The 25,702-nt window shown below is 58.1% G+C and carries 25 protein-coding genes and 3 pseudogenes; 17 read left to right on the plus strand and 11 right to left on the minus strand.

Annotation, left to right across the window (positions count from 1 at the left end):
* Positions 1-220: 220 nt before the first annotated feature.
* The 5 genes and pseudogenes from BN1241_RS13005 to BN1241_RS13480 all read right to left on the minus strand — a co-directional run.
* Positions 221-511 (minus strand): annotated as a pseudogene (locus BN1241_RS13005) (integrase core domain-containing protein); the annotation flags it as partial.
* A gap of 10 nt (positions 512-521) precedes the next feature.
* On the minus strand, positions 522-1,925 hold the full coding sequence (locus tag BN1241_RS08110) for an IS30 family transposase (RefSeq protein ID WP_147599188.1): 1,404 nt from the start codon (positions 1,923-1,925) through the stop codon (positions 522-524).
* Between the two features lie 71 nt (positions 1,926-1,996).
* Positions 1,997-2,617: an IS3 family transposase gene (locus BN1241_RS08115; RefSeq protein ID WP_054953127.1), complete on the minus strand. Its 621-nt coding sequence runs from the start codon at positions 2,615-2,617 to the stop codon at positions 1,997-1,999.
* Positions 2,614-2,943 carry a transposase gene (locus tag BN1241_RS08120; protein WP_054953128.1) on the minus strand — a complete coding sequence of 110 codons (330 nt, stop codon included), beginning with the start codon at positions 2,941-2,943 and terminating at the stop codon, positions 2,614-2,616. The genes BN1241_RS08115 and BN1241_RS08120 overlap by 4 nt, the downstream gene beginning before the upstream one ends.
* A gap of 80 nt (positions 2,944-3,023) precedes the next feature.
* Positions 3,024-3,443 (minus strand): annotated as a pseudogene (locus tag BN1241_RS13480) (type IIL restriction-modification enzyme MmeI); the annotation flags it as partial.
* A 249-nt stretch (positions 3,444-3,692) separates the two neighbouring features.
* On the opposite strand from BN1241_RS13480, the gene BN1241_RS08125 reads away from it, so the two are divergent.
* The 13 genes and pseudogenes from BN1241_RS08125 to BN1241_RS08175 all read left to right on the plus strand — a co-directional run bounded on the left by BN1241_RS08125 (position 3,693) and on the right by BN1241_RS08175 (position 17,008).
* A complete protein-coding gene (locus tag BN1241_RS08125) occupies positions 3,693-3,941 on the plus strand; it encodes an XRE family transcriptional regulator (protein ID WP_230198288.1) in 249 nt (82 codons plus the stop codon).
* Positions 3,942-4,534: 593 nt separating this feature from the next.
* A complete protein-coding gene (locus BN1241_RS08130) occupies positions 4,535-5,743 on the plus strand; it encodes an RtcB family protein (protein ID WP_054953130.1) in 1,209 nt (402 codons plus the stop codon).
* Between the two features lie 345 nt (positions 5,744-6,088).
* Positions 6,089-6,598: a 2'-5' RNA ligase family protein gene (locus BN1241_RS08135; protein WP_054953851.1), complete on the plus strand. Its 510-nt coding sequence runs from the start codon at positions 6,089-6,091 to the stop codon at positions 6,596-6,598.
* An 82-nt stretch (positions 6,599-6,680) separates the two neighbouring features.
* Entirely contained in the window at positions 6,681-6,806 is a 126-nt protein-coding gene (locus BN1241_RS13450; protein ID WP_261795471.1) for a hypothetical protein, read from the plus strand.
* 10 nt (positions 6,807-6,816) lie between these two features.
* Positions 6,817-8,184, plus strand: coding sequence for an ABC transporter permease (locus tag BN1241_RS08140; RefSeq protein ID WP_077138330.1), 1,368 nt, complete (start codon positions 6,817-6,819; stop codon positions 8,182-8,184).
* Positions 8,185-8,243: 59 nt separating this feature from the next.
* Positions 8,244-9,440, plus strand: a complete 1,197-nt coding sequence (locus BN1241_RS08145; RefSeq protein ID WP_054953852.1) for an FtsX-like permease family protein — start codon at positions 8,244-8,246, stop codon at positions 9,438-9,440.
* 9 nt (positions 9,441-9,449) lie between these two features.
* Positions 9,450-10,088 (plus strand): ABC transporter ATP-binding protein, encoded by a 639-nt coding sequence (locus tag BN1241_RS08150; protein WP_054953132.1) that lies wholly within the window; start codon positions 9,450-9,452, stop codon positions 10,086-10,088.
* 1,152 nt (positions 10,089-11,240) lie between these two features.
* On the plus strand, positions 11,241-11,612 hold the full coding sequence (locus tag BN1241_RS08155; RefSeq protein WP_054953133.1) for a carboxymuconolactone decarboxylase family protein: 372 nt from the start codon (positions 11,241-11,243) through the stop codon (positions 11,610-11,612).
* A gap of 866 nt (positions 11,613-12,478) precedes the next feature.
* Positions 12,479-13,333: pseudogene (gene focA / locus BN1241_RS08160) on the plus strand (formate transporter FocA).
* Positions 13,334-13,624: 291 nt separating this feature from the next.
* Positions 13,625-13,768 carry a GNAT family N-acetyltransferase gene (locus tag BN1241_RS13300; RefSeq protein ID WP_230198290.1) on the plus strand — a complete coding sequence of 48 codons (144 nt, stop codon included), beginning with the start codon at positions 13,625-13,627 and terminating at the stop codon, positions 13,766-13,768.
* Positions 13,769-13,786: 18 nt separating this feature from the next.
* A complete protein-coding gene (locus BN1241_RS13305; protein WP_326544428.1) occupies positions 13,787-14,062 on the plus strand; it encodes a GNAT family N-acetyltransferase in 276 nt (91 codons plus the stop codon).
* Between the two features lie 345 nt (positions 14,063-14,407).
* Complete coding sequence (locus BN1241_RS08170; protein ID WP_054953134.1) at positions 14,408-14,917, plus strand: beta-class carbonic anhydrase; 510 nt, start codon at positions 14,408-14,410, stop codon at positions 14,915-14,917.
* 213 nt (positions 14,918-15,130) lie between these two features.
* Positions 15,131-17,008 (plus strand): FUSC family protein, encoded by a 1,878-nt coding sequence (locus BN1241_RS08175; RefSeq protein ID WP_147599358.1) that lies wholly within the window; start codon positions 15,131-15,133, stop codon positions 17,006-17,008.
* Positions 17,009-17,058: 50 nt separating this feature from the next.
* Here the strand turns inward: BN1241_RS08175 and BN1241_RS08180 are convergent, their stop codons facing one another.
* Together BN1241_RS08180 and BN1241_RS08185 are read right to left on the minus strand one after the other, a co-directional pair.
* Positions 17,059-17,508 carry a hypothetical protein gene (locus tag BN1241_RS08180; protein WP_054953136.1) on the minus strand — a complete coding sequence of 150 codons (450 nt, stop codon included), beginning with the start codon at positions 17,506-17,508 and terminating at the stop codon, positions 17,059-17,061.
* Between the two features lie 131 nt (positions 17,509-17,639).
* A complete protein-coding gene (locus tag BN1241_RS08185; protein ID WP_077138416.1) occupies positions 17,640-18,287 on the minus strand; it encodes a MerR family transcriptional regulator in 648 nt (215 codons plus the stop codon).
* Between the two features lie 119 nt (positions 18,288-18,406).
* Here BN1241_RS08185 and BN1241_RS08190 point away from each other — a divergent pair, with 119 nt between their 5' ends.
* Entirely contained in the window at positions 18,407-18,850 is a 444-nt protein-coding gene (locus tag BN1241_RS08190; protein ID WP_054953137.1) for an anthrone oxygenase family protein, read from the plus strand.
* A gap of 192 nt (positions 18,851-19,042) precedes the next feature.
* Here the strand turns inward: BN1241_RS08190 and BN1241_RS08195 are convergent, their stop codons facing one another.
* Complete coding sequence (locus BN1241_RS08195) at positions 19,043-19,459, minus strand: DoxX family membrane protein (RefSeq protein ID WP_054953138.1); 417 nt, start codon at positions 19,457-19,459, stop codon at positions 19,043-19,045.
* Between the two features lie 178 nt (positions 19,460-19,637).
* Complete coding sequence (locus BN1241_RS08200; protein WP_082418279.1) at positions 19,638-20,933, minus strand: GNAT family N-acetyltransferase; 1,296 nt, start codon at positions 20,931-20,933, stop codon at positions 19,638-19,640.
* A 191-nt stretch (positions 20,934-21,124) separates the two neighbouring features.
* Between BN1241_RS08200 and BN1241_RS08205 the strand changes: the two genes are divergently transcribed.
* Positions 21,125-22,222: a magnesium and cobalt transport protein CorA gene (locus tag BN1241_RS08205; RefSeq protein ID WP_077138331.1), complete on the plus strand. Its 1,098-nt coding sequence runs from the start codon at positions 21,125-21,127 to the stop codon at positions 22,220-22,222.
* A gap of 177 nt (positions 22,223-22,399) precedes the next feature.
* On the opposite strand, the gene arfB is transcribed toward BN1241_RS08205, so the two are convergent.
* Positions 22,400-22,843 (minus strand): alternative ribosome rescue aminoacyl-tRNA hydrolase ArfB, encoded by a 444-nt coding sequence (gene arfB, locus BN1241_RS08210; protein WP_054953139.1) that lies wholly within the window; start codon positions 22,841-22,843, stop codon positions 22,400-22,402.
* A 135-nt stretch (positions 22,844-22,978) separates the two neighbouring features.
* On the opposite strand from arfB, the gene BN1241_RS08215 reads away from it, so the two are divergent.
* Entirely contained in the window at positions 22,979-23,296 is a 318-nt protein-coding gene (locus tag BN1241_RS08215) for a YchJ family protein (protein ID WP_054953140.1), read from the plus strand.
* A 53-nt stretch (positions 23,297-23,349) separates the two neighbouring features.
* Here the strand turns inward: BN1241_RS08215 and BN1241_RS08220 are convergent, their stop codons facing one another.
* A complete protein-coding gene (locus BN1241_RS08220) occupies positions 23,350-24,087 on the minus strand; it encodes a PIG-L deacetylase family protein (RefSeq protein WP_054953141.1) in 738 nt (245 codons plus the stop codon).
* 178 nt (positions 24,088-24,265) lie between these two features.
* Here BN1241_RS08220 and BN1241_RS08225 point away from each other — a divergent pair, with 178 nt between their 5' ends.
* Entirely contained in the window at positions 24,266-25,558 is a 1,293-nt protein-coding gene (locus BN1241_RS08225; RefSeq protein ID WP_054953142.1) for an MFS transporter, read from the plus strand.
* Positions 25,559-25,702: the final 144 nt, after the last annotated feature.

Here is a 25,702-nt window from a genome sequence, read left to right on the forward strand (position 1 = left end):
CAACAAGACCTGCGTTGTAGCTGCTGGGCAGGGTGGGCGAGCTCGTCAACCGGCTGATACCGGAAAGGCCGGCTTCCGCACTAATTTGGCCTAAGTCAGGTAATTGGGTTGACTGCTGCGTAGCGCTGGGATTCTTGAGTTCTTGTGGATCCACAGAGCTGCCTCATTGTCGATCCATCGGGGGGTGTCCCCCGAGTAGTGGACACGGCGTTGGTGTCAGTTAGGCAACGAGGCCTACGGTAGCAGCCGTCGTCGCGGTCTCGAAGGCAAGGGGCGAGCGGTAGTCCAGGGCTGAGTGGCGTCGGCGAGTGTTGTAGCGGGTGACCCACCGGAAGACCTTGCGACGGCACACCTCGGCAGAGTCCCACCCACGAGCACCTTGGAGAGTTTCTCGCTTGAGGGAGGCGTTGAACGACTCGGGCATCGCATTATCCGCACTCGAACCGATCCGGTCCATCGACTGGCGGACTCCCAACCGCCGACAGGTGGTCTGGAAAGCTGAGGAGGTGTATTGCTTGGATTCAATCGGTGGTTGCAACACTGCTGTTTTGAATTGATTGTAATTGTTCTTTAAATACTTCGGCTGGGGTTCGAAATCCGAGGACTTTTCTTGGTCTGTTATTGAGCGTGTAGGCGATGGCGGCGAGGTCTTGGGCTGTCCATCGAGACAGGTCGGTGCCTTTGGGGAAATACTGGCGTAAGAGCCCGTTGCTGTTTTCATTCGTGGGCCGTTGCCATGGCGAGTGAGGGTCAGCGAAGAACACTTTCGTGCCCGTGGCTAGAGTGAAAGCGGCATGGTCAGCGAGCTCGGTTCCTCGGTCCCAGGTCAACGTTTGACGTAATTGTAATGGCAGATCGGTTATCGCGGTTTGTAGGGCGGAGTTCATCGCTTGAGCTCCGAATCCGCTCAAGGCAGGTCCCTTTTTCGTCCTTGGTTGTTCATCCCAGCCGTCCAGGCGAGGCAGGTGCACCAGCAGGGTCGACCGGCTGTAGCGTTCAATCACGGTCCCGATCGCTGAACGTCCGGTGCCGATGATCAAGTCGCCTTCCCAATGGCCAGGTACTGCCCGATCCGAGGCTTCAGGGGGCCGGTTAGAGATGACAACATCGTCAGTCACGTGTCCATGCGGTTTCGACTTGCTCCTGGCCCGGGGTTTACGCAGTGCCCGCCCAGTGCGTAGTGCGGCAACGAGGTCACGCTTAAGCGCCCCGCGCCCCTCGATATACAAGGACTGGTAGATCGCTTCATGGCTGATTCTCATACTCTCATCATCGGGGAAGTCAATCCTTAACCGCTGCGATATCTGCTCCGGGCTCCATGCAGTAAACCACTGACGGTCTGCCCTGTGAGGTTTGTTCCGGCCCTTCCACCCAGCAGTACCAGGCCCCGCCATAACGACCCCGTTTTCATCTCGGACCGTCCCGGCAAGACGATCCTGAACGTAGTCTCGCAGTCGCGGATTACCCACGAGTTTTGCTTGTTTGGGACGCTTGGCGGCTTCCTGAGCTTTCCACTGCGCCACCCCTGCCCGATAGACGGTCGTGCCACCACGGGTGGCAGCGTTACGCCGTAGCTCACGAGAGATCGTCGCCGGATTGCGTCCGATCCGGCGGGCGATCTCACGTACCCCCAACTCTTGGGAGCTTAAGATCGCGATTTCCTCCCGTTCAGCAAACGATAGATACCGCCCCGAGGGCTCGTCCAATGTTAAGGGTCTCATCCCACCAGCATGACGGAACCACCGTGTCCCTACCGGTACGGACACCCCCACCCTCACGGCAGCCTCCGCAGTCGTGATTCCCGTAGCGATCAACGCCCAAAAGTCACGTTGAACTGCCCGCGAGGGAACCGGCCGGCCAGGTGAACGCATCGGGGGACGAAGCGCCCGATCCGCACGCCACTGACGACGCACCTCCACCGGCATATCACCAGGCTTCCTACTCCAGTCATCCGTAGCCATCGACTCACACCTTTCCCACCAAGGTGTTGCGACAATCAATTGAATCCACCTTGCCGTCCGTGATCGGAGTGGAATACGGCCCCGGCCAACGAGCCCCGCGCCCGGGCCGCGTTTTCCAGGGCGTCTTCGACGAGACTGGTGCGCACGTGGTCGGCGATCGACCAGCCGACCAGACGCCGGGAGCACACGTCGATGACGGTGGCCAGATAGAGGAATTGCCCCTGGCCACAGGGCAGGTAGGTGATGTCGCCGACGTAGACCTGATTCGGTGCCTCAGCCCGGAACTTGCGTTTGGGGAAGTCGTCGACAACGCGTGCGCCCTGGTCCTTGACCGTGGTCTTCTTCGGTTTACGTAGGTTCACACCGACAATGTTGTGGGTGCGCACCAGCCGTTCCAAGCGTTTGTGGTTGATCGGCTGATCTGCTTTCTCATTGAGTTCGATGGTCATTCTCCTGACTCCGATGGTGCCGTCGAATTCCTGGTGGTACTCGCGCATGCGCTTAAGCAGCGCTTTGTCGGCGTCTCGGCGGGCGGCGCGGGCGTCGCGTCCGGCCCGCCATCTGTAGAAGCTCGACCGGTTCAGGCCGAGTACCTGGCACAACCGCTTCACCCCGTGGGTGGTGTGGTGGTCGTCAACGAACTGGAAGCGGCTCACCAGGTCGTCTCTCCCGCGAAATATTTGGCCGCCTTGCGCAGGATGTCGCGCTCGGTCGTCAGCTTCGCTGTTTCGGTTTTCAGGCGTTGGACCTCTGACCGCAGGCGGACCAGCTCATCCTCGGGGTCCAGCCCCTGGTCGGCACCAGCGGGGGACGTCGAGGGAATCTGCCCTCGGTCCCGACGGGCCTTGTGGACCCAGCTCTTCAGCGTGCCGCGGGCGATCCCGAGGTCTTCCGAGATCGAGGAATACGAGGCTCCCTCGGTGGTCTCGTAGAGCCGGACCGCGTCGGCTTTGAATTCATCAGAGTAAGTGTTTTTCGGCATAGTGTCTCTGCTTTCTCCGGTCCAGTCTGGACCAGTTCCAGCGTGTCCACTAAACGGGGGTCAGGCCCGTCGAAGAGTTTGCCAACGCGCTCCGCGGCTCGCACATCCGCATGCGCTTCGGCAACATACTGGGCCTTTTCCATCCCAGCCCAGGGCAGGAAGAACGTGAAGTGCTGAGCGATGTCCCGGATCGGGATGACCAGGTTCTCCCGGGTCTTCATATCTAGGGCCACCAACTCCTCAAAGTCGGTCGCAATGACAAATCGCGGGGTGTAGCGCACCACATGTGCGGCGGTGCGCAGCTCTTCGACAGCTTTTAGGGACTGCCCTTGAGGCGCCTGACGGAAATACACGACGTTTTTCTGGGCGACCCCCACGTTAGGTTCGGCGGCTACGTTGAGGGAACCCGTACGTAGGCGAGTGAGGGAAGACTTCGGTTTTCCATAGGCCTCCAAAAGCTCGAAGATGAACTCCCGATCATAGGAGTCCCGGTATCCCACGGGCTCGACTCGTGCCTCTACGCCCTTGAGACTCAGCTTTGCCAAGGGGCTTCCTCCACCTGTTGTCCATCACTTCTGATGATGAGTGTATCTGCGGTGGTGGACTTTCCGAACAGAAAAAAGTCTGCGCACGTTGCGGCGTCAGCTGATCCGTTCGATACTTAGGGCATGACAATTTGGGCATTGTCCGATGACTGGTTCGATCGGCACACGAGTCAAGATCTGGCGTATCGAGTTAGAGTGCGAGTTGTGACGCCCGGCGCTTTGGATTCAGCATGGGCGCGCATTGTTGACGAGCATGGTGCTGACGAGGAGGGCGTTGTTCCGATCGGCGGGGCCGCACTCATCCGCGTGAACAACCGGGAAGTAGAAGCCATCAGCGGCGGCGAAGATGCTCTTGATTCTCTCGAATGGGCGGTGAATGAGGTTCTCGGTGAAGCCCTTGAAGGAGCAGAAACGATCGTGGTTGCCGAAGAACGTACTCTCGTCATTGACTAGGTGCGTATCGCCCACGGCGTTGCATTCAACTCGCTGAAACTCTTATTTGCGTGTCAGGTGCTATGCCGCGAGTTCCTTCCGTGCTGAGCAGGATGCTACGGAAAACGTTTGTGGCAGATAAGAGCTTTGTGGCATACAGCGAGCAACATCAGAAGGGCGCCGGTTAGTGAGCGGCGGTGTCTCAACGCGGTGTCTAAAGGCTGACTCCGGATGCACCAGCAATGGCCGGATGCCACTGAGCACTGAGGTCACAACGGCCCCGCTTGTTGACAGGGAATCAGATCATGATTCGCTGATGGTTAGAAACTGGTAGGTGCCCGTCCGGTCACCGGCATGGAAGGTGCGTTTGGCGAGGCCGGCCGCATCCATATCTCGGATCCCAATACTGAGTTTGGGGGCGTTGCGTCGTACCCGATCAGGCCGATGTTAAGCGTCATGAAGCCTCCTCGTGCGTGAGTGCTGGTTTGTGCTCGGGTGAACGTGACGAGCCGTGCCTGGGTGCTGATCTGATCGTGAGTGCGGGTTTGCGGCTCTATCTCTAGAATGGAAGATCACCGTAGAAGCTATCTGTCTGGTCGGTGTGAGGAGCGTCTATGCAACGGGTTCGTTCGCCGCGTCGAGAAGATCCGCGCCAGATTGCGCCGCGGGTACTTTCGTGGGCATCGATGATCGACGATGATACGGCCGGTCAGGCGATCGCGTTGACAGAACTTGAGTTTGTGAAGCCGCACGTTGCGTTGATGCCGGATGCTCACTTTGGGATGGGCAGTGCGGTTGGGACGGTGATCCCTACCGTGGGTGCCATTATTCCCGCGGCGGTCGGCGTGGACATTGGCTGCGGCATGATCGCAGCCCGTACCAAGCATTCGGCCAACGATATTGAGGGCTTGGATTTGGTCGGGTTGCGGGACGAACTGACGCGGATTATTCCGTTGTCCCCTGGTAATTACAACAGGGACATCTTGCGTGATTACACGGTGAAACGTCTTGCAGAGCTTGAAGCGCGCGCTGAAACGGATGGTGTTGACTTAAGCCACTCTCCGCAATGGCGTGAACAGCTTGGTTCTTTGGGCGGTGGCAACCACTTCATCGAGCTGTGCCTCGATGAACAGGATCGGGTGTGGTGCTTCCTACATTCGGGTTCGCGTGGGGTGGGAAACAAGATCGCGCAGAAGCACATCCGCATCGCGCAACAACGGTGCGAGCAGGCCGGGGCCCACTTGCCTTATCGGGATAGTGCCTACCTCCTGGAAGGCACGCCTGAGTTTGACGGTTACATGACGGAGTTGTTGTGGGCGCAAGCCTTCGCGTTAGCGAACCGTGAAGAGATGATGGACCGTTTCGTTGACCAGTTGGCCCTCATGATGGGCGATGAGCGGGAAGGCGTTGAAGTTGAACGCATCAACGCCCACCACAATTACACCGAACAGGTGAATATCGACGGTACGACGATGTGGTTGACCCGCAAGGGTGCGATCAACGCGGAAACCGGCCGACCGGGGCTCATTCCAGGCAGTATGGGAACCCGTTCGTATGTGACTCGCGGGCTCGGCAACGAGGATGCGTTTTGGTCCGCACCCCACGGTGCTGGCCGTGTGTTGTCCCGCCGGGCCGCACGTAAGAAGTTTACAGAACACGATCTGCATGAACGCATGCGCGGCATCGTTTACAGGCCGGGACGCGCGTGGATAGATGAAATCCCGGACGCCTATAAACCCATCGACAGGGTGATGGAAGATGCACGCGATCTGGTGGAGATTGTGCACGAGCTGCGGCAGATCCTCAACGTTAAAGGCACCTGATGATGGACGTGAACCGCACGATCGCCTTCCGTGATGAGTCAGGAGCCGTCCCCACTAGCTCGATGCTGACCGCGTGGTTGGGTGCATCAGCGTTATCAGCGATGGTGTTCTGACGGCAAACATTCCGTATCTTGAAACTTTCGGAGTATCGGGGCGGGGGATTGGCTAGGAGTTGCTGCACCGATAGTGTCTGAACTTGACGGCACGTGTTCAATTGATTTGCGAGCGACGAGAATCTGATTGGTTACTGTGAGCGGCTCGGTTTCGTTCAGTCAGCCGCGATGATCATGCCCAGCCTACGGGCGTTGCATGGTTACTTAATGCGTACGCGTGAGGAGGATGCTCGTGGCGTCACCGCAGAACATTTTATTGTATTTACCGCCTGATCAGGAGCGGCAGGTAAACGAGATTTTTGATGCCCTCGAAGCTCGTGGTTTCCCGCGCCAGAGACAGACTCCACACATCAGTATTACTTTTTCGCAGTCGATGGCGCCCGCAGCGGTCGAGCATGCTGCGCAGACCCTGCCCGGCGTCATCCCCGCCGAATTTCAGCGTGTTGGGACCGTAGTTTTCGGGACTCGCGGTAAACAAACAGTCGCCTGGCTCCTGGAAACTGGGCAACCGATGTGGCAGGTCGCTCGTGAGATTAGCGCGTTGAACCCAGATCACCACCGCGTTGAATGGATCCCTCATCTGACGATGGGTTCGCGAATTCCGCGGGAAATGGTGCCCGAATATATTGCGTCATTAGACGAGGTGACTCCGCGACGCTTCAAACATGTATGCGCGCACAGAGCTGGCTTCTGGATGCCAACTACCCGGCAGTACCGAGCGCTCGCCGGCCCCCACGAATAGCGGGCACGACAGCCTACTCAGCTCCTCAGCTTTGGCGCAGAAGGTTTTCAGATTCGATCCAGAAATCAGTCATAGCATCTTTTTGAACCTTTACGGCGCGTTGCATCTCGCGAACCTGATTTCGCTCACCGGTATGCATGCCACTGTGGGTAGCCTCGCGAACATTATTGCGATCAGCGCCATGGATGCGCCAACAGTTGAACCGTGAAAGGGAAACCATGTCGTTTCTGGGAAGGGCTTGGCGCTACTGTGCCCGAAAGCCAATAAAAACAGTCATTATTTTTGTTGTTCTCACTGTCATGGCGACCGTGGTGATGGGGGCGGGAGCTGTGACCCGTTCCGCTGACCGGGTGTCTGAGGACATCGATGCGAAAACCGGTAGCGGTTTCGTGTTGGAAATCAATCCACAATACAACTTCGGAACGCCTCGAGGTGCCGGTAATGTTAAGGCTTCTGATATTGAAAAGCTCGCGGGCCTGGACGGCGTCCAGTCCTACGTTGCCCGGCAAAATGTCACCGCGGATCTCGTGAATGCAGAGGTTCTGAAGCCCGATCACGATGATTATGATGAGGAGCGCGAAGCGCAGTTCGGTAATGCCGTCAACGTGTGGGGTGTTAACCGAAGCGATATCGCTAATGCTTTCCGTAGCGGCTCGTTGACGCTTGTTGAAGGACGTCACCTAACCGCCGATGATACGCATAAGGCAGTTATTCACGAGGACCTTGCGAAAGCCAATAACCTCACCGTCGGCAGTACGCTCACCCTGAAAGGTAATAAGTACGACGTCGATAATCAGAACCAGTCCACGGAAGAAGTGGAGACCGAGATCGTGGGAATAGTCTCGGGGGAGAACACTCGGCCGGTCGCGGTGCGAAGCGAACTGTATGCCAACACCGTGTTCACTGACTTGGATACGACCCGCACCCTGTATCAGTTCACTCCGGACACCGAGATCTACCAGGACGCGAACTTCTTCGTGGCCAAAGACGTCGATCTAGAGGATGTTGCTAAGGCCGCGCAGTCCCAGCAGATTGATTGGAATAACTACCAGCTTTCACGATCCGCCCAATACCTTGCCGGAATTACCGGAGCGGTGGATGGCGTCAAGAGCATTATGCGTAACACGACCATCGGTGCCACGGTATTTGCCGCTGCAGTTGTAGCACTCGTTATGTTCTTGTGGCTCAATGAACGTAAGAAAGAAACCGGTACCCTGCTCTCCATCGGCGTGAACAAGGGCAACATTGCAGCCCAATACTTCTTCGAACTCATCCTCATCGCGATACCTGCGTTCATTACCTCATACTTCGCTGCAAGCGGTTTCGCGCAGTGGATGGGTAACACCACTTTGGCGAGCGTCAATGAGTCTGCTGAGCAAGAGATGGCACAGGCGGGACAATTCGGCGCAGACATGGAGTCTGCTGCCTCTGTTCAAACCCTGGATAGCCTATCTGTCGGACTTACTGCGCCTTCCGTGGTTCAAGCCGTCATCATCTGTGTTGCTGTCATAGCAGTTGTTGTTGCCATCACGTCAATACCGATGCTTCGTAAGAGCCCGCGCGCGATCCTCGTGGACACCAAATGACCAATCCTTGGTACCGAGCAGTCCGTAGTGTCACGCGTAAACCGCGTCGCAGTAGCATCATGATTCTCATCATGGTCGTGGTGTTCACGGCGCTTGTCGCACAGTCCGGTGTGCGTTCATCCATGGCGGAAGTCAAAGACGCGATCAACGCGAATGTTGGCGCAGGTTTCACCGCGAGCGCCAGCATCGAGTCAGAGGTTAGTGATAGCCCTGGCCCCGCAGGTGACCTTTCCGCTGAACATGCAGGGATCGATGAATCCTTAGCGAAAAGTCTGGCTAGTCTCCCTCAGGTGGCACGCTACAGTCTGGAAGCGGCTACAATCGCGCAACCCGTGGGCGCGACGCCGGTACCTGGTAGCGGTGGAGTCCAGTTGGATCCACAGTTCGCTGGCGATATCAGCGTCACCGGTACGAGCGATTCGAGTCTCAGCCCAGCGTTCCAGGGGCGGGTATACCAACTTATTGACGGCACCCATGTGGGGGCGACGGAATCGCAGGCGGTGATCCACCGCGAGTTCGCGGCTCACAACAACCTTGAGGTGGGAGACACACTCGCACTCACGCAGGGTGATGCGACCGTCACCGTGACCGTGGCGGGAATCCTGGAGGGTAAGACAGAGAACCCGAGCGGTTTGCCGGTGGAAGCTTCCGAGAATCACGTGTTCGTGGATTTGGAGTCGGCTCAAAAGCTCGGTGCCCCGGTGAGTGCCGGACGTTACTTCACTCATAGCGCCCAGGAGCTCTCCGAGGCTCTCAAGGAGGCACAACGCATCGCGCCAGAGCTCACGTTGGAAGATAATTCCGCGCAGTTCGCTCCCGTGCTTCAAGCGATTGCTGGCGTGGACAAGCTGCTGACCGTTCTGTTGCTCGGTTTGAGCATCGCGGGGGCGTGCGTACTGACGTTGGTGAGCACGTTCTGGGCACGTGGCCGCATCCACGAAGTGGGTATCTTGCTGTCCCTAGGGAAAAGTAAAAGCAATGTGCTGTCTCAGTTCGCCATTGAAGCCAACATTTTCGCTGCCGTAGCCGCGATCATCTCAGCGATAGCGGGAACCGCGCTGTCGGGTTACCTCGGCCGGGCTGTGATCTCCCAGGCCGGTGACGAGATCCTCTCGTCGATTCACCTGGCGACCAGCGCCGCCGATATTGCAGTGGCTCTCGCCTGGGGCCTTGTCATCGTGCTCCTTGGCGTTTCAGTGGGGGTTTTACCCCTTGTTACGCAACGGCCCAAACGCATTCTTTCAAAACTCAGTTAGGAAACAATTATGGCTATCATGCAACTCGACCACGTCAACTTCACCTACGCTAACTCCACCAAACGGGTGCTCAATAATGTGAGTTACGACTTCGAGGTCGGCACGTTTTACGCGATCGTGGGTTCCTCCGGTGCGGGTAAAACGACGATGTTGAGCCTCCTGGCAGGGCTCGATGCGCCCTCCGAGGGGGTGGTGCGTTTCGACGGCCAGGATATTGCATCCACCGGCTACACCAACCACCGCAAGAACCAGATCGCGTTAGTGTTCCAAAACTACAACCTCATTGAGTACCTCACGCCACTGGAAAACCTGCACCTAGTTAACCCGAAGGCCACGGTCGAGGACCTCACGCGTCTAGGGGTCGATGCAGCAGCCGCTAAGCGCAACGTGCTGGCCCTGTCCGGGGGACAGCAACAGCGCGTCGCGATCGGACGCGCGCTTGTCTCGTCCGCCCCTGTCATCCTGGCAGATGAGCCTACGGGCAACCTTGATGAGGACACCGCTAACGGCGTGATTGAGATTCTGCGCGATGCTGCGCATCAGCAAAACAAGTGCGTCATCGTGGTGACCCATTCAAAGCATCTTGCGCGTTCTGCTGACGTGGTATTGCGGCTTGAGCGTCGCAATCTTGTTGAGCAGCGAAACTAGCGTCGGCAGGGCTACCCATCCAGAACGGAATCGCTCGTGTACGAGATGGGCTAGGTTACGGCCGGCAAATGCACGAAGGCTTCACCCACGTGGGTGATGAGAACCCACCCGGCGGGATTTCGTGGGATTCTAAGGGGAACAACCGCCCGTCACTGTGACGGATCTTCAAACCTCCAGATCCCTCCAGCCTGCGCATAATTTCGTAACCACCCCAACTGACGCCGTCTCGTCGGACGCAACAGAGGAATAGAAGAAAGACGCTAGGAATAGCTCGACTGGGTGTAGCGGGCGAGAGTCATCATAGTTGCTGACAGCTAGGTGCCTTTCGCCCTCTCAGTCGTGAGTGGTAGATGGGAGCTACTCGTGGTTATCAAGTCGCAGTGCCAGGTTCAGCCCTCCCCGTTGCTTTGCTGTTGGGGCCATAGCCCCTGCCCATACATCCCCAAGCAAATAAGGATTCTGCGCCGAGTTAGGGAACGAACCTGGTAGCGTCCGCGCCGCGTGGTTGCCGGCACCTCTTCGTCCCGGCCGTTCGCGCCCATAGCCCTGCTATTCGATCCGAATCCAGGAAGGCCCGCAGGTACGTGCTAACTCTTGGTTTATCCAACCTTCGTCTTCGATTGGCGCTATTCTCAGGTCGTGATAAACCCGCCTTCGTGGTGGTCGCACACATGAACTTGATCCCAAAATGATCACGATATTCGTCTATGAATGAGAGCATTTGTGACGTTTTGGCCTGGTTCTGAGGCGAAAACGCTGGAACAGCTGTCACCAACTCGTTCGTGTCACGAGACTCCTGGTTTTTCGACAGAGCCCCGCATTCTCCGCGTTCATATCTTACTCACCCGGTAGAGGTGGTTGTGACTGCGGGCTAGTTGCATCCACTGACGAGCCGCGCGGCACGAAAGACCAAGCTTCGAACAAGCTGTAGTTCCACAAGAGAATGCGGGGGCTCAGGGTGAGTGATTCACTTTTCCTGCTGTCAACAGGCCACCCCGATCGCGGGCGAGGCCGGCCACTTGCCTGAATCGGGGTAGATGAAGCTTATCTTCGAAATCTGTTGAGGAAGTCCGGTGGATCCCGAAAGCTTCGAGAAAGGGCCGACTGTTAGCATGGCGGGGACTTGATCAGCCGTTTTCTGAGGAGGAAACAGTGGAACTGAGTATGGACAAGGGCAACCAGTTTGTTGCGCAGACCCAGAGCGCGGAGGGTGCTGAGGCCTGGAAGAAACAGCTCGACGAGTTTGCGCCAGGATCATCCAACTGGGTTGTAGGCGCAGTCTTTGGCGGTACCTACCAGCGAGAGGGGCTCGAGCTTCGAGACCGTCAGATGCTGAACATGGCGGCTCTTGCTGCAATGGGAGGAGTTGAACCCCAGCTCACCGGCCACATCAAGACCGCGGTTGACGTGGCCGGGATGAGTAAGGAAGAGGTCGCCGAATGTTTTGTCCACCTCATGCCCTACATCGGTGTTCCCAAGACGCTTGCTGCCATGAGGTGCATGAAGACGGCACTCTCAGAGTAGAGCGTACGGCTTCCGTTACTTTTGCGCACAGTAAAACGCTGGGCGCTGTAGAGCGACGTGATGCGAAGCCCCGGGTGATGGAATGCGACCAAGTGTTCGGATGCTGATTGCTGCCCGGGGCTTTGGGGATCATTGCTACGTGCCCGGGGTGGCGATATTGGATAGCTAAGTGATCGGCGGGGGTTGATCCTCAGTATCCGAAATGATTGTTTTACTGATTGACCAAAGTGTGCAAGCTGTTCTAGATCATAGGTATGCATAGGGTCGAAGTGCAACGAGCAAAGGGGCGATCATGTCTGACAGCGTAGTCATCGGCATTGACGGAGGGACCACGGCAGTGAAAACCGTGGCATTTGATTTAACTGGTGGCGTGATAGTACTCGCGCACCAAATCATTCCCGTCTGGTAAGGATCAAACGGTGAAGCCCAGCTCGGCGTGTACGCAATCTGGGAGGGGCCGAGCGTTTCCGGGACGCCACCATAAAGCTTGGAAATAGTGAGATTCGCGCGCTCGGACTAGCCGGAGATGGATGCTGGCTCTTCGACACGACATCGAGCCACTCGGGCCCGCCTCTAACTGGATGGATGCCAGGGCCGCTCATGGCGTTCCCTGCCTCTGAAGCCGCTTGCACCGTACAGAAAAACCTCCCATAGGTGCCGTGAGAGCCCCACTACTGCCTACCGCACGGATTGTTCGCATCTTTGTGGTTCCTTGGTCCCATGTCCGATTTGCTCTGCGGAATACGGTCAAAACGAAAAAGAGTGTGCCCATTGATCGTTGAGACCTGTGCCTTACGCTCGCCACGTCACGTGAATGAATGGGGGAGGGCTTGGGGACCGCTGGAATGCTGTTGCCTGGACAGTTGATGGAAGCGGCTGAGAACGCGGCACACGGGAAAGTGATGAACCGGCCGCTGAAATCGTTCCTGCTCGCCATGACCGCGGGCGCCTTCATCGCCTTCGCCTTCTACGTCACGACCCAGGTTGGTGCCGAGGCCATGCCCTGGGGCATGGCCAAACTTATTGGTGGCCTCGTTTTCTCCACGGGACTCATCCTCGTTGTTCTCACCGGCGCCGCGCTCTTCACGTCGTCAACCCTGACTCTGACAGCGCGGGCTAGCGGGCGGATCGCCACGTGGCAGTTGCTGAGAAACTGGGGAATTGTCTACCTCGGAAACTTCGTGCGGGCCGCGAGTGTGGCAGGAATGATCTACCTCGCCGGCACATAGGAGCAGGCCGATGGGGCATGGGGCGCAGTGGTGATGGAGACGGCGTTAAAGAAGGTCAGTCACGGATGTGGTCCAGCGGTCGTACTGGGGATCATGTGCAATCTCATGGTCTGCATCGCCATCTGGATCTCCTATGCGGGCAAGACCGTGGTTGACAAGATCGCGGCCCTGATCCTCCCTGTTGCCCTCTTCGTCGCGACAGGTTTCGAACACTCCGTTGCCAACATGCTCCTCATCCCCTTCGGGATTATCATCGCGGCCTTCGCGGGCGAAGGATCCTGGGCCGCTACGGGACTCGATCCGTCAGCCTATGGGGACCTGACCTGGGCCAGCTTCCTAACTGATAACCTCCTGCCGGTCACGATCGGCAACATTGTCGGTGGGGGCGTCATGATCGGACTGCTGTACTGGTCGATTAGCAACCGGATGGGTGCTCCCGCGAAACCGCTGGAGAAAACCAGTTCCGGCCAGGGATGTATGAGAATTCAGTAGCGGCTAAGCGAGTGGAAAGAAGCGCGAGCATCTGATCGCATGCGCTTTGTTCCGTGGGAAGAGCTACCCAGTCTCTGCGCAATTGAGTTCGTTTGTACTGGCCTACCCTTGGATCGATGGGGTTCCGATATCCGCCAACATTCTCGCTGTATTCATGATCGTTGGTGGACCGGCCCCGTCACCTATTTCCATGAACTTCCCCGGGGCGGGTCTTAAAAGCGACCGGAAGACTGTTCCCAACGATGTGGGCACAGTAGGATTGTGCAACCGATCGACATCTAGGAAGAGCCAGTGACCGACTGTTATCTGAGAGAGCTCCGAGTTGAGGATGCTGCGGATGTGCTGGCTGCATTCCGGTCGAATGACGACATGATGAGGCAGGGGAGCGTCACCAGCCTTTCCGATGCAGAACGATACGTCAGTAACCTCTTGTAGCCATCCCACCGACCTGTCGTGATAGCTGAGAAGGGCCGGCTAGTTGGCCTGGTTTGCATCAGCATCGATGTGGAGAACCGAAACGCTTGGTTCTGGTATTGGATGAATGACACTACTCGCGGGCAAGGCGTCATGAGCCGCGCAGCGGCGTCGGTTGCAAACGTGGCGCTAGCGGATTGGGGATTGGAACGACTCGAGCTCGGGTATCGGGTCAACAACCCAGCATCCGGGGCTGTTGCCAAAGCGGCAGGAATCATCAAAGAAGGAACAGAGCGCGCCAAGTTTCTTCTTTGATGGTGAACGAATTGATGTCAATACCTGCGGCAGGCTCGTCACTGATCCCATTCCAGATACCCCGCTTCTGCCATGGAGAACGGGACGTATTTAGGAAGTGAATGATAGCCCGTTGCGCCGGTTACGGGTCTTCTCGGAAGCCGCACCTTCTACGAGAAAGTGTTCGGTGGGGTATTCAACGACGGGGGTCAACCCATGTGGGATGAGGAACGTATCGGACTCGGGTGTTTGGTTTCACGTCCAGAAATCAAGATCTTTGACTCACATTTTCTGCACCGGGTCGTGGATGGGTCTAGTCTGGCCCAGACGCCCCGTGCGTGAGCCGACCATAGGAGAGAAGTATCAATGCCTGTTATTCAGAGCTTGCTCGACAACGCAGCAGCCTACGCCAAAACTTTCGATAAGGGCGGCCTGCCCATGCACCCGAGCAAGAAGATTGCTGTTGTGGCATGCATGGATGCTCGCCTCGACGTGTATGGCCTGCTTGGACTCGACATCGGTGAGGCACACGTGCTGACCAATGCTGGTGGGGCGATCACGGAAGACGTTATTCGTTCACTCGCTGTCAGCCAGTACCGACTCGGAACCGAAGAAATCATCGTTATTTACCACACGAACTGTGGCATGAGGACCTTCACCGACGAGGAATTCAAGGACGAGATGGAGGCCGAGACCGGGACTCGTCCCGACTGGGCGAAGGAAGTCTTCGTCACCCCGGAAGAAGACGTCCGTGAATCCCTGAGGAAGCTTGCGGCCGACCCCTTCCTCAAGCATAGGGACAACATTCGCGGATTCGTCTACGACGTCCACAAGGGCACCCTGACAGAGGTGACCGAAACCAGCCAGGTCGCATAGCAAGTCGCGTAAAAGGAGCCCATATCGGGCGATGAACCACGTGGTGGTCAACTGTAGAAGTTGAAGGGGTGCGGTCACGTGACCGCACCCCTTCTTTGTGTCCTCATCCTTGAAACCCGTCTTTGAGCTGGGCTGAACGCACCCGCTTTTGTTTGAGGGGACGAAGCGACCTGATGTGGTTCCGGGACTATAGTTAACGGGGGAGGTAATGCGGTGAGTTTGAAGGGCGGTCAACGAGCGGATGCATTGCGTGGACACGCGCGCAATCTGTTTGGAATCAATCCGTTTCGCCGGCGCTGGCCCGTCGCCCTCAAAGCCGCGATCACCCTCCTCATCCCTCTGTCGGTCGCGACAGCCTTCGGATATCAAGACCATGCTCTGCTGTGTTCCCTCGGGGCCTTCACGGTACTGTACGGCCCCCACACGGCAGGGCGGTTCCGAGCCCGCCTCCTCGCAGTGGTCAGCGTAGGCCTTATTCTCAGTGCCGCTCTTGGCACCGTTTTTGCGCACTCCCAGGTGCTGCTCATGATGGTCATGGTCGCAGTCGCCGTTGTAGCCAGCGTCCTCGTCGTCACCTTGAAAGTTGGCCCACCGGGGCCCGTGTTTTTTCCCCTCGCGATTGGCGTGAGCGGACTTGCGGTGTCGGGAGGTGCCGATCCCTGGCACATCATTATCTCCGTCAGCATCGGTGCCGTCACCGCCTGGATTATTGGCATGAGCGATGTGCTGATCAGGCCGCGCGGCCCGGAAGAAGATGCAGTCAGGGCCGCGGCCAGCGCAATCGCGCACTTCGAAAAGGCACCGGATGACAACGATAAGGAATTCCGTAAAGCGCGACTATCGGCTTCGAACCCACTCCACTCCGCATGGATCACGGTCACCGATGGGGCGGCACGAAACGTCTCAAGGGGGCGACTCGACCTCATCACGTCCCTCAACAAACTGCACCACAGGTATGCGATGCGGACCGCGCTCTCAACCCACGCCCACACCGAAACGGAACGGACCATACCGTGGAGCGAGGGCATCGGGGAAATTAATAGGCAGGCTGCCCGGGGTCGTGGTAGAACCATCCGCATCGACCTTGAGGGCCTGAGGCAGTCCTCCCTGGGCCGACCAACCGCACGCTACCTTCTGCAGGATGCGCTGACCTGGCCGAGCGAAGTCCTCCTCATTGCGCTCCGCGTTGGCCTTGCAACAGCAGTCGCTGCCATCGTCGGGCTGCTACTCGGTGGGGACCGCACCTACTGGGCGGTCTTTACCGCACTCCTCGTTGTTCACCAGGGCGGAACCCGCAAGTGGCAGACCTACCGCGGTCTGCAACGCTTTATTGGCACCGTTCTCGGACTCGCAGTCTTTGGGATCATCCTGGCACTCGATCCGAGAGGGTGGTGGCTCGTGCTCATCCTCGGTGGTCTCCAGTTCTCGGTGGAGATGCTCGTCGTCCGCAACTACGCCCTCGGCTCCATCTTCATCACCCCGCTCGCGCTGACAACAGCCTACGTGGGAGCTGGTCGCATGGATTCGACCGGGGTCATAGCCGACAGGCTCATCGACACAACCGTTGGAGTCGTTGTCGCCATCATCATGGTGTGGCTCGTGGGTCGCCGCACACCCCTGCTCAACCTGCGGGGTCAAGGCAGGCGCTGCATTTTGGCGATGGAGGCGGTCATGGCCGATATCTCCAGCGGCGTGGCAACATCGATGGATGCTCGGGAACGCCGGCGCGTCCTCTATTTCGAACTCCTCGAATACGAAGGCGTGGGGGACCGTGCGCTGAGCGATGATCCGACCTCGGTGCAACCCTACTGGGATATGCACAACGCGATCATCGAACTCGGCTACTTTGTGCTCGGTGCCGCCTGGCACCCCACGCTCCGTCACGACACGGAACGATTCGTGCGCGCCCGGCGCGGCTTCGCCGACATTTTCGCTACTCCCGTGACAGTTCCGCGAGCCGCAAGCGATATTGAAGCCGATGTTCATGCCGTCCACCGCATCATCGCCGACTGGGATGGCCTGGGAGATGTGATGGACGAGGAAACTGAAGCTGACGATCGGCCGCACAACTCATCGGATGACGATAAGTAAGATGCCGAGGTTGATGGAGGTGCGCTCCCGGTTAATTGAGTGAGGTGGGCCTAGAGGCCCGGGACCTCGCTCATAGCCGTGATCATTTTCAGCGCTTCGCCATCGTATTCAAAGTGCAAGAACTTGTTACCGGCAGCAAACACGTCGAATGCTCCGCCCGATATGACGGGATCACCAAAGAATGACGTGACGGTTATGCGATCTGTGCTGGTGAGCTCGAGACCGTCGATGAGGGCATTGGGAGTTAGGTATGCTCCGTTACCATCGCTGTCGATGGTGGAAATAAAAACAGCCGTCGCAACCGCTGACTCAGGCTCGCCCTCGTAAAGAACAGTGACGCCCTGGTTCGTAAATTCCCGATACATTTCGCCTTCGGGAAACAGTTCATCCTCGTAACTCGGTCCAACCAAGCCCAAGAGGCCAAGCCCGCCAGCATCGAATACTCCCTGACCGAGAGCCTCGAGAAAGATGGAGATCTCACCTGTGATCTGTGTCGACATGAGGTGCGCCTTCCGTGCCAGCCTCAATCATCACGGTAACGATCGAGGATCCTGACTTAACTGTGACGCGAGAGCCCCACCTCGCAACCGGAGCATGGAGTGAATGATGGAGATCCGGGTGCGGGGTGAGTCTAGGAGGTCTGGTCTTTTGCGTGGTGCTGCTGAGCAAGGAGGACAAGGGAATCCAGCAGGGAACGGCGGAAAATAGTGCCCAGAACAACCCCGCGGATGACCTCGTTTCGGCTGGATGCAGAAGCAACTGCCAAGACGTCGATCCGGGCAACGGTATCAGCCGCCTCCGCGTAGGCATCCAACTGATCAAGAACCGTGGAGAGATCCTCGTCGCGCAGGCTGGTGATGGCGGAGATCGTGGATTCAAGAGCGGGTGTTTCCGGATGGATCTGCCAACCCCTGGACTCGATGAGCTCGTGAAGAATCTTTCTCGATGTTGCCCGTGCCTCCAACTCCTCCTTCGTTGGAGGCAGTTCCCCCTCATCCGTCTCGTCCTGCCCGATGAGAGCATCCTGGGCGGCACCCATGGCTTCCACGATGGCGGGCTCCGAGTCGATTGCGTTCAGAACCTGCTGGATTGTTTTGAGAGAGAGCCGTGCTGTCTTTGTCAGGGCGCGGATAAGGCGGAGCCTGTCGAGGTGCGAGTCTGAGTAGATGGCCTGGTTGACGCTAGTACGTTCCCCTGGTTCCAGGAGTCCCTCCCGCAGGTAGTACTTGATCGTCGCGATACTGAACCCCGATCGCTTCGACAGCTCCGCCATCTTCATCTCCGCCACATCCTCACTCTCGGCTTGCCAACCACTATAGGTATTAATACTATCTATAAATAACGGATAGAGAAACTATCCGTGAATTTCTTGAAGTGACTGAGTGAGGGAGTGATTGGATGGGTGCGCTAGAGATTGCCGGGATCATCGTGACGGGATTTGTCGGATGCGCCGAGTCTGCCTCGGTTGCTCTGGTCCGCCCGGTTATTCGCCGCCTACCCATCGACCATCAGCTGACCATGGAACGGGGCCTTCTCATAACGCTTGGGCGGGTCATGCCGGTGGGAATGACGTCCTCCGCCACCGTCCTCGGCATCAGCCTCGCCATATCCCGCGGCACTCCGATCCTTATCGCCGCAGCCGTCACCTTGAGCATTGCCCTGATCGTCACGATCATTGGGAATGTCCCCATCAATATCTCGACCGGACGCATCGATCAGGACACCTCGCCGGAAGGCTTTGAAGCTATGAGAAGGCGCTGGGATGTCTTCCAGTTTGTTCGTGGCTCCCTCCAGCTCATCGGCTTCGTCCTCATCGTGCTTGGTGTTGCGCAAAGCCTGTGATTAGCAAGGCGGTGATTGATCACCCCACCCGAGCAAGGGCGTTGTGCATGTCCTGGTGGTGGGTGAAGTCGAGGGTGGATGCTTATGGCCCTGGCAAGAAATAATTGCGGGAGGCTAAACAAGTGTGGGAGGCTACCTGGCACGATGCCGAGTAGCCTCCCATGATCCTCTGTGCGAGCGAGGTGTGAGGATTTAGTTCTTGTTCTTCTTTGCGCTTCCGTTGAGAACGAGTGCAACGGCAATGGCGGCGAGCCACGAGTCCTTGGCAAGAGCGGTGCCATCCTGGCTCGGGCGGATGCCATCTTCCTGGGTCATGCCGGGGATTGCGAAGTAGTTCGCGAGCATGCCTGCCGAGAACGCTGCAAGTCCGAGACCGGCAACGCGGGTCGGGACGAAGGGTAGGAGCAGGGCAGAACCGACAGCAACTTCACCCCAGCTGAGAAACTTGCCGAACTCCTCGGGAGTCATGTTCTTGACGGCGGGAACGCCGTTGGCTGCCATCTCCTGCATGCCAGCCGCAGTTTCCTTGTCCATGCCCAGCTTGCCGAGTCCGGCATTCAGAATAAAAGCGCCGGGAACGGCGCGCAGGATTGCGTTGCTCAGTTTCATTTTTTCTCCTTCACGAATGGGTCTTCACCAGCCTACCGTTGAAAACTGAACCATTTCCTGCCTGGAGATTCAATACACGTTCGCGGGGCGAGGAATTGGGTACGGTCCAGTTTCTCCCGTGTGACCTGGGGGCAACGGGTGTCCGATGGTGGGCGATGGGAGAGAGAATGCTCGAAGGTCAGCTGTTCTTGGGAGCCGGGAGCCTGCTCATGATCTCGTCCAACATCTCAGTTGTCAGCTTCCCCGTAAACGTATTCTGTTGGCTCACGTGATAGCAGCCAATGAGGCGAATGGGGCGGTTCCCGGTAAGTAAGGCCGCTTCAGCTCCGTGACCGAATTTCGGTGCGGGCTTGGGAACCTCCCAGCCGATCCTGCGTGCTGTCGTGATGACCTGGGCCCAGCCAATGCCACCAAGGGCAACGATCGCTTCAAGCTGGGGAGCGAGCATCTCCAATTCGCGATCGAGCCACGGCGCACACGCCGCCTTTTCCTCGGTCGTGGGTTTGTTCTGCGGGGGAGCGCAGTGCACCGGGGACGTGATTCGAACGTTGGAAAGGACGAGACCGTCGCCCGCCGTGTTCGAGTGCTGCTGGTTGGCGAAGCCGGCACGATGAAGGGCTGCAAATAGCCAGTCACCGCTGCGATCTCCGGTGAAGATGCGGCCGGTGCGGTTCGCGCCGTGGGCTGCTGGGGCGAGGCCGACGATCAGCGTCTGAGCATCCGGGTCGCCCCAGCCGGGTACGGGCCTACCCCAATAGGGCTCGGACTTGAATGCGGCACGCTTTTCGATCGCAACGTCCTCCCGCCACCTGACCAGCCGCGGACACGCGCCGCACACGGACACCCGAGCATCCAACTCTTCGAGGTTTGCCGCGGTCTTTGCAAGCCTTCGAACTCCAGCTGGTGTGCGTGCGCGGGTAGTTGATTGGTCTGCAAGATCATTCGGCCACCCCATGCCCGCCGGAACCGGTGAAGGGAAGGGCTGATGGGTGAGGGGATGGTCGTGCAATCTCCACACCATCGTGATGGCAGTATCGCGACGTACCTCATGGAAGCCCATATCCTCATAGATCTTCCGAGCATGATTCTTCGGCTCCACCGATAGGCTCAACCCCGGCAACTTGCGAGCCCGAGCGTGATCCTGTGCGAGCGAGAGCAACTTGGTGGCTATTCCTTGACGGCGGTACTGAGGGTGAACCCAGAGCCCAATCTCAGGTATTTCATTGTCCACGTGCCCATACCCAGCATCAGCACCCGATAGCTTGAGCGCCCACACCAGCCCCGCTGCGGTTCCGTCCTGGTCGGCAACGAAGCCGAAGTCGCCCCGGGTGGGATGGAATGCGGCGTATTTGGAGAGGTCTGGGTTTAGTTCTATGTCTGTGAGAGAGAACCTGGGGAAAGACCAATTGAAGGTTCCGAGAGTCGCTACCTGTAGCAACTCCCCGTCGTGTTCCGTCAATTCCCGGTACTCCATTTCTCGAAAATAGCAGAGATTTTCACTGATACGTGGGGTTAATGGCCGGCAGTGCTCAGGTTCAGTAAAGGTGGAATTGACGCCAGACCGGATTAGAGACTGCAAGGATTGCGGTCGGATGCATGCGAGGGGGCTAGTATCGGACGAAGATCCGTTTCAAGGTCGAAGAGTCGATGAAAGGTGAGGTAAAGATGGGCAAGCGGCAGTTTCCCGGGTGGACACCGAGTGCAATCCGTCGTGGTCAAGGACCCGCCAGCACCGCTGCCCCCGAGGCGCAGATGATCACCTGTCTCATCGATGATGGATATATTGGGCCGGGTCGAGTCGATGTGACAATTGAGCAGAGCCTGGAAGCTGTAGCCGACAATCGGATGGTCCTCAACATATTTCCCACGCCGACAACGGAACAGGTTGCACAGCTTGCGGAAGCTTGGGATCTTCACCCGGTCCTTCGTGAGGACGTTGAAAATGCTCATCAGCGCCCCAAGATCGAACGCTACGGCGATGTTCTCTTTGTTGTCGCTCGTGCTGCGAAGTATTCGGACGATGCGGAAAATGTGGGACTTGCTGAATTTCACTTCCTCGTTCGCCCCGGATCACTCGCCCTGTTTTGTCAGGACGGTGAATGGTTTGACGGGACGAGGGGAGATGCTGTTCCTCGACTTGAGGTCATCGAGGAAGGCAACGCGAGCACCAGCCTGCTCGAGCCCAACCTCTTAAGGCTCGGCCCTGAAGCGGTCCTCTACCGTTTCCTCGACACGATCGTCGATAGTTACCTCCCCGTTCTGTCAGAAATTGAGATCGACCAAGAGCAGATCGAACGACAGGTATTCGGTGGTGACACCGAAGTCGCTGAACGCATCTACCGTTTGAACCAAGAAGTGATCGACCTGCGCCAAGCAATCGTTCCCCTTCAGGAAGTGCTGGCCTCTCTCCAGGACGGGTTTGCTCGCTACAGCATCCCGGAAGAACTTCGTTCCTACCTGGATGACGTTGCCGATCACCTGACCGAGGCAGCGACCCGCACCGCCGAACTACGTGAATCCCTTTCCCAAATACTCCAGGTCAACGCCACCCTTGTCGCCCAGCGCCAGAACGAGGACATGAAGAAGATTTCGGGATGGGCGGCAATTCTGTTCGCTCCGACCCTCGTCGGTGCCATCTACGGCATGAACTTTGACGACATGCCCGAACTGCACTGGAGCTTCGGATATCCCATGGCAATCGGCTTCATGGTTGCGCTTGGAGTGCTCCTCTACGTCGTCTTCAAGAAGAATCGGTGGATGTAGCCAATAGGACCCGATGGGCATAGCCATAGCGTGCAGAGTATCTAAAGACAGCACGCTCGGACCGAAGTTAGCACGGCCCCACAGAAGCGGACCCTCAGCGTGAATGATGCGGATGAGGCGGTTCCTAGGTGGGAACTGACCCTGGTGGCGCGGGGAGTCGCGAGTTCTTTAGCGTCGCTACTGGTCCCTGTGGGGCTTTCGACGATTGAGCTTGATCTGAGAACGATGCTTCTTCGCCTCGATGTGCCGACGCTTTGATGCTCGCGTGGGATTCGTTGGCCTTCGCGGCACGGGCGGCATGATTGCCTCCCGGATGAGTTCCGCAAGTCTCTCCCGGGCAGTCATCCTATTGCGGTGTTGGGACCTGTGTTCGGCAGCAGTCACGGTGAGAACCCCCTCGTTCATGCGCGGTGCCAGAAAGAGAAGAAGTCGCGAGCGCTGAACGTCCGTCAGTGCGACCGTGGTTGCAAGATTGAGGCTGAGTTGAACGCGTGAATCGGATGTGTTGACGCTCTGACCGCCCGGCCCTGAGCCGTGCGAGAACTGCTCGACCAGCTCCCTCGCGGGGATGGTGAGCCCGTTCGGGGCACCCGGTCCGGGTGGTACGACAAGATCCTTCACCGCCCCAGTGTGCCGGAAAAACTTCAGCGCTGCACCGACGTGTTGATAAGGGGAGAGGGTCTAGTGGCACCCCATTGGTAGAGTCGGTAAGCGAAAGAGTGGGATGTCTTAGGTGAGAACCGGGAGAGGATCAGAATGGTGGGTAACTGGCCGACAACTGCCGAAGCGCTGATGAGATCCCGTTTCGAGGCGTACCGGGACGGGGATGCTGGATGGGTGCTGGAGTCCTGGCATGAGTCGACCAGGCCCGAGAGTCTCGATCTTTCAGAGGGACCGGTATGGCGAGGGCTCCAGATTGTTGACACCGTTGCCGGTGGGCCAGATGACGACACGGGCATCGTCGAATTCCGGGCAACCTACCGCGAGGACGGTGGCATGGGGGTCCTGCATGAACGGTCCCGCTTTGTTCGAGAATCGGGTCGCTGGTACTACCTGGACGGGGACATTCGTTAGCTTCGTCGCCATCCAAACGAAGAAGCTGTGCGCCTAGGTTTGAGAAGCGGAACCTATTTGCCCTCGAGGCCACCCATGTCAAAGACGCGGAAGGTCTCGGCTGCCTGAACTCCAGCGGCTTCCCCTCCGCCACGCAGAATTTCGGGAATGAAGTCCTCAGGCTTCGGGTGGCCGGTGACATGCTCAAGATAGGAGGCGTGGGCCTGAAGCGATGCGACTGCGGCCTTCACACCTACCTCATCGATCTCGACGGCATGGGTGGGTGAATCGTGCCCGGCAACAAGAAGAGCCTTCGTTGTCCAGGCCGCCAGGCCCTCCTCCTCCACGAGTTTCCGGAACACCCAGGGGTTCGCCGCGTCACACACCGCATCAGCAACCGCTAGTCCGGCTACTCTGTGATCGGCCTGGTTGAGTCCGCCGTATGCCTCAACCTCGTAGTTTGCGGTGAGGACAGCATCCGGCTTGTGCTGCCGAATCGTGCGGGCAATATCTTTGCGCAGCCCAAGGCTCGGCTCCAACATCCCGTCCGGGTAACCCAGGATCGAAAGATCACTGACTCCGACGCTGGCGCAGGCAGCCTGCTGTTCCTTAAGGCGTGCGGGCGCGGTCTCTTCGGGTGGGGCGGCCATGCCCGCCTCGCCCGCGGTAAGGAGCACGTACGAGACCTCCATGCCGCGCCTCGTCCACATCGACACGGCAGCCGATGCTCCGTATTCCATGTCGTCAGGATGGGCAACAATGCAGAGGACTTTGGACCAGGACGAGTCAGGCAAGAGAGGGAGAGTGGACATGGTGGGCTCCTTTGTTCTTTCTCATCGTAAGCACAACACGAGTTTCGTGACTGGCTCTCTTTGAAGCTTTGGCGGACGTGACTCTCGAATGTGAACAGGTACTCAGCCCACCGGGGCGGGGATCGACGTAAGCTAATCCAGGTAGTTTCAGGCTTGTAAGAATAGATGAGGTTGATGAGTGACGGTCTCTGAGAAGCTCCGGGGTATTTTTGCCGATACTCGGCCCCTGAAAAGCCCGCACTACCGCAGGCTCTGGACCGCAAACATCATTACCGTGATCGGCGCACAGCTGACAGTTGTTGCCGTTCCAGCCCAGATTTACGACATCACGGGCTCCTCGGGCATGGTCGGCATCGCCGGGCTTTTCGGTCTCGTGCCCCTCATCATCTTCGGCCTATGGGGTGGTGCCTTGGCAGACCACTTCGATAGGCGCAGGCTCCTCATGGTGTCCACCACGGGCCTCATCGTCACCTCCGCACTGTTCTGGTTGCAGGCGGCAGTCGATCTCAACAACGTGTGGGCTCTACTCGTTATCTTCTCAGTGCAGCAGGCGTTCTTTGCCATGAACCAGCCGGCACGAACATCGATCCTTCCCCAAATCGTTCCCATTGAGCAGTTGCCGGCCGCGAACTCGTTGAACATGACGGTGGTGTCTGCGGGCGCAATTGCGGGACCACTCGTCGGCGGAGCTCTCATTCCCATCATGGGATACGAAATGCTCTACCTCGTCGACACCATCACACTGTTCGCCACGTTCTATGCCGTGTTCAAGCTACCGGCGCTACCGGCGCACGGTCGAGCGGAAAAGGTGCCTGGCCTCCGCTCCGTCATCGAAGGCTTCCAGTACCTGCGGCTCCACCACATCGTTCTCATCAGCTTTGTCGTCGACCTCATCGCCATGATCTTCGGCATGCCTCGAGCACTCTTCCCCGAGATCGCTCACGTCTCCTTCGGAGGATCTCCCGAAGGTGGCATGGAACTTGCTCTGCTGTATGCTGGCATGCCCATCGGCGCAGTCATTGGTGGCATGCTAGGCGGTTGGATCAGCCGGATCCGGTTCTATGGCCGGGCCGTTCTCATCTCCATCTTCATCTGGGGGTTGGCCATGTTCCTCCTCGGCATAGCCTTCGAGTTCGCCCCCGAACTCAGAATGATCATGCTCGTTGCGGCGGTGTGTGCGCTCGCGGTCGGAGGAGCCGCGGATATGAGTTCGGCAGCCTTCCGTCAAAGCATTCTTCTCGGTGAAACAAGTGACGCCGTGAGGGGCCGTTTGCAGGGGGTATTTATTGTGGTTGTGGCGGGTGGCCCGCGCCTAGCAGACGTTCTCCACGGCGGTGTCGCTGAATTCATCGGTCCCGAAGCCACGACCTGGCTGGGTGGGTTGCTGGTCATGGTGGGCATGGTTCTGTGCGCAGTGCTGTTCCCAAAGTTTCGCCAATTCAGTGTCGGGGAGTCGGTCAACCAAGACTGACCGGCCCATCTGGCCCTTTTTAGTGCAAGCCACCGTGCTCACTTCCGTCAGCACTCGGACCTTAATCCTTGGAATTTGGTGCTTTAGTCCCTTGTTCGAAGGCGATTCATTTTCTTTCTGACCCGAGGGGATAAGTTGGGTTTG

Origin of the sequence: Flaviflexus massiliensis (assembly GCF_001375495.1) — a bacterium.
In the GTDB taxonomy this organism is placed as follows: Bacteria; Actinomycetota; Actinomycetes; order Actinomycetales; family Actinomycetaceae; genus Flaviflexus; species Flaviflexus massiliensis.

What these genes read in the sequence shown, in the direction of transcription:
- BN1241_RS08180 (WP_054953136.1), bottom strand. Translation starts at nt 17,508, where the DNA reads ATGTCGACACAGATCACAGGTGAGATCTCCATCTTTCTCGAGGCTCTC.
- BN1241_RS08220 (WP_054953141.1), bottom strand. Translation starts at nt 24,087, where the DNA reads ATGTCCACTCTCCCTCTCTTGCCTGACTCGTCCTGGTCCAAAGTCCTC.
- BN1241_RS08170 (WP_054953134.1), top strand. Translation starts at nt 14,408, where the DNA reads ATGCCTGTTATTCAGAGCTTGCTCGACAACGCAGCAGCCTACGCCAAA.
- BN1241_RS08110 (WP_147599188.1), bottom strand. Translation starts at nt 1,925, where the DNA reads ATGCCGGTGGAGGTGCGTCGTCAGTGGCGTGCGGATCGGGCGCTTCGT.
- BN1241_RS08200 (WP_082418279.1), bottom strand. Translation starts at nt 20,933, where the DNA reads ATGGAGTACCGGGAATTGACGGAACACGACGGGGAGTTGCTACAGGTA.
- BN1241_RS08140 (WP_077138330.1), top strand. Translation starts at nt 6,817, where the DNA reads ATGTCGTTTCTGGGAAGGGCTTGGCGCTACTGTGCCCGAAAGCCAATA.
- BN1241_RS08190 (WP_054953137.1), top strand. Translation starts at nt 18,407, where the DNA reads ATGGGTGCGCTAGAGATTGCCGGGATCATCGTGACGGGATTTGTCGGA.
- BN1241_RS08195 (WP_054953138.1), bottom strand. Translation starts at nt 19,459, where the DNA reads ATGAAACTGAGCAACGCAATCCTGCGCGCCGTTCCCGGCGCTTTTATT.
- BN1241_RS08120 (WP_054953128.1), bottom strand. Translation starts at nt 2,943, where the DNA reads ATGCCGAAAAACACTTACTCTGATGAATTCAAAGCCGACGCGGTCCGG.
- BN1241_RS08205 (WP_077138331.1), top strand. Translation starts at nt 21,125, where the DNA reads ATGGGCAAGCGGCAGTTTCCCGGGTGGACACCGAGTGCAATCCGTCGT.
- BN1241_RS08185 (WP_077138416.1), bottom strand. Translation starts at nt 18,287, where the DNA reads ATGAAGATGGCGGAGCTGTCGAAGCGATCGGGGTTCAGTATCGCGACG.
- BN1241_RS08150 (WP_054953132.1), top strand. Translation starts at nt 9,450, where the DNA reads ATGGCTATCATGCAACTCGACCACGTCAACTTCACCTACGCTAACTCC.
- BN1241_RS08215 (WP_054953140.1), top strand. Translation starts at nt 22,979, where the DNA reads ATGGTGGGTAACTGGCCGACAACTGCCGAAGCGCTGATGAGATCCCGT.
- BN1241_RS08145 (WP_054953852.1), top strand. Translation starts at nt 8,244, where the DNA reads ATGATTCTCATCATGGTCGTGGTGTTCACGGCGCTTGTCGCACAGTCC.
- BN1241_RS08130 (WP_054953130.1), top strand. Translation starts at nt 4,535, where the DNA reads ATGCAACGGGTTCGTTCGCCGCGTCGAGAAGATCCGCGCCAGATTGCG.